Raw genomic sequence first — 3,578 nt, forward strand, 5'->3', positions numbered from 1 at the left:
CGGTGTCTTTGCCAGAAGCGGAGAAATTTTTTGATAAGTTGGTGAAGGAGAAAACAAAGAAGGGATATCAGGATATTACCGCTACGGCTGAACCCTCTACAATGTCTCAAACTGCGGCAACGGGTGAGCCAATAAGTAGGGACGATCGCATCTTATCCTATCTCCAAGGTACTCCACCGGAAGACTGGCCCCTCGATCGCATCATTTGGCGTGCCGGAGAATTAAAACTGAGCGCCGCAACTCCCCATCTCATCAATCTTTTGGGCACGGGAGAACCCTTGCGAGATTATTGTATTGCCCATGCTTTGGGACAATTGGGAAATGCAGAAGCTTTACCCATATTAAAGCAATTGGAGGAGAATACATTAACTCCGGAATTTGTCAAGCGAATTGCGTTTGAGGCGATGTGGAAGTTAGGGGATGCTACCACGAGGGAAGAGTTAGAGAAGATAGCGTGCGATCGCCTACCGACTATTCTACAAGAGGCGATCGCCACCGGAAACCCCGAAACCTTAACCAAGACTCTACAAACCTATCTCGACACCAAAGACTATCAACCCTTTCAAGTTCTACAAACCCTCTACCAAACCCATCTCGACATCGCCCGTCCAGCCTTACACCAGTTTATCTCCACCGCACCCCTCGCGCCTCCAAACTTCAAACCCCTGCGCCACCTGTTCAAAATGGCAGAATATCGCCATGATGCCGAATTTTTTGGCCTTTTAGCCTGGCGCTTTGAGACTGGAAAGGCTTTATACAATAGCAAAGGCTATTATATGAGGATGCCCGATGGCCGCTACCTGACATTCTATGAACACCGATATAACAAAGAAACGAGACGCTACGAACTTGTAGCAGATAACTTGAGGAATGAACAACAACGTCCTGATACCTCCCTAGCTTACAGTCAAGATACCCGCGACTATCTGCGACGACGAGTATGGCGCACCCTCGCTAAATTAGGGGAACAAGGAGATTTAAAGTATGCTGATTTAGCTGTAGGAGTTCTGTTAGCCTACTCGGATGAGGATGCTCAACCGGTTCGAGAAAAAGCCTCTTATCGATGGACTTCAGGTGGGAAATATGTTGCCCTCAAAAGCTATTGGGATCAATATGCGGGTTATTTATCTTTTAATCCTATTCTCTACAGCAATAGTCCTCGCTATCATTGGCAGTATGGATATCAAGCTTGGAAATGTAAAGATGATTATAAACCCGGCGCTCCTCCCCCAGAAGCAAGGGAAGAAGCATTTCCCGAACTCTGGAATCAACGCCCGGATGCGTTAGTAGAATTATTATTAAACAGCCAATGTCATCGGGTACATCAGTTTGCCGTTAAAGCTTTAAAAGATAACCCTGACTTTTGCCAGCAGATGGCAGTGCAAGATTTAGTGGGTTTGTTGAGTCAACCTTATGACGAAACTACACAATTTGCCTTTAACTTAGCCAAGCAACGCTATACGCCCGAAAATCCCAATTTTGATTTAGTCATTGCCCTCTTAAACTGTAGCTTTGCCCCAGCTCGCAAACAAGCGCAGGAGTGGATAGACACAAATACCAATACGTTCATTGGTTCGGCTGAATTCTTGTGTCAGTTGCTGCTCAGTCCCCATCTGGAAATTCAAGAATTTGCCCGCAAGTTGTTGCGATCGCACCCCATCCCCGAAAATAGAAGCAAAATTATCATCGGCTATATCATCTCTGAACTAATTAGCACAACTGAGAGTGAACCCGTAGAAGCTATATCCGATACCCTCCTGCAACTCTTTGCTACTCCCCTACAAACCCTCAGTTTACAAGTCATTCTCGACTTACTCCAGCACCCAGTTCCCGAAGTGCAAACCCTGGGTGCAAGACTGCTGCACAACCACGAAACTCCAGCAACGGAGCTTCCGGTGAGTATCATCGAGTCTTTAATTGCCTCTACTCAAGAAGCTATCCGCAGCATTGGCGTAGAAATCTTTGGTCAATTGGGCGATCGCCAACTCCGAGAAAGCTATCGAGATGCTATTATAGCCATGGCTGTTAGTGCAATTCCCGATCTACGCCAATCCGTTCAGCCTCTGATTTACCGTCTAGCCAACGGTCATCCCGACTTTAGTCTACCTCTAGCCACAGAATTAATCGAATTTCTTCTCATTCCAGAACCCCACGACGGCGTTCACAAAGACCTATTTTCCCTCATCCATCTTCATCTTCCTGGATGGAAAGGCGAGATTTCCCAAGAGTTAAACCTACGCCTACTCAAGTCTAAATTTGGATATGCCCAACAACTCAGTGGTATTAACCTCAAAGTAAGTGTCTATCGCTGGGCAAAACAGTGGTCAATTGCTGAAATTGTTCGGTTAGCCAGCCATGAGGTATTGAGCGTTAGACAAGCCTCTTGGACAATGATAGAGCATAACATAGACCGAATCAAAGCCTCCAACGCGGAAAAATTAGCCGCAGTTCGCCTGTTAGAAGCGAAATGGGAAGACTCGCGCCAATTTGCCCAAGAGCTTTTTCAACGTCATTTCACCGATACTGACTGGACTCCGGAAGTCATGGTTCTCATCTGCGACAGCATCCGCGAAGACGTGCGCGAATTTGGTCGTCAGTTGGTTACCCGCACATTTGAGGAACCCTACGGGCAAGATTATTTACTCCAGTTTAGCGAACATCCCAGTACAGATATGCAAGCATTCGCCAGTCAATATTTACAGAATTATGCCGCCGATAACCCAGAGCAGTTAGCCGAGTTAAAGCCTTATTTAATCACAGTTTTATCCCAAGTGAATCGGGGACGGGTGGCGAAACAGAAGGTCTTTAGCTTCTTAGAACAGGAAGCTCTCAAAAGTGAAGCGGCAGCACAGATAATTGCCGAAGTGCTAACTCGGCAGTCAGCGACAATGGCGATCGCCGATAAATCCCATTGTTTACAATTGATGTTACGCTTGCACCAACACTATCCCCACATCCCCCTGCCCATTGAAGTAAAACCGGTCGCTGAAATCCGACGTTAATCCTTATTTTATTTAAATTTGAGGTCAAACTTATGGAATTTGCCTATTCATACCACGGCAGTACAGCCGTTAATAACCAGGGAAATAACACCCAAATGTCCTTTTCCCCCGACACCAAACGCCCGCCCACCTATTTTATCGGGGAATTGCGAAAAAGTGTCGCGTTTCGAGAATCCATTAGCGCTCTTCATGATGTAGTTGTTTCCGATTTGCGCTACCAACCCAAAGACAACGAAGAATATAAAGAATGGGCTAAAAAACAAGAAGACTTAGAATGGCAATCTGTGGCCGTACAGAAAGAAGAAGTTGCTGCCCAGATCGCGACCATTCGTGACGAATTAACTGCACTTAATTCCATCAATTATGAACGCTGGCGACCCTATTATAAAGCCAGAGAACAATTTCGTCGCTATGTGTGGAAAAAACAACTCGATTTCTATTTTGTCTTCGATCCTGTAATCACAGTTCACCCGGATGAAATCTTTTTTGAATGCTTCAGTCAAGATGAATCCAGTTATGGCAGACTGGGGGCAAGCTATGACGTATTTCAAAATATCAACGAATTCGCCTGCGGTA

General features: G+C 45.8%; 1 protein-coding gene and 1 pseudogene. Both read left to right on the top strand.

Annotated features, from left to right (window positions below):
* Nucleotides 1-3,002, top strand: a 3,002-nt coding sequence (locus tag AC3A14_RS24290; RefSeq protein WP_487779223.1) for a hypothetical protein, incomplete at its 5' end; no start/stop codon positions are given.
* Nucleotides 3,003-3,034: 32 nt separating this feature from the next.
* Nucleotides 3,035-3,578: pseudogene (locus AC3A14_RS24295) on the top strand (SWIM zinc finger family protein); the annotation flags it as partial.

This window comes from Roseofilum sp., assembly GCF_982964205.1.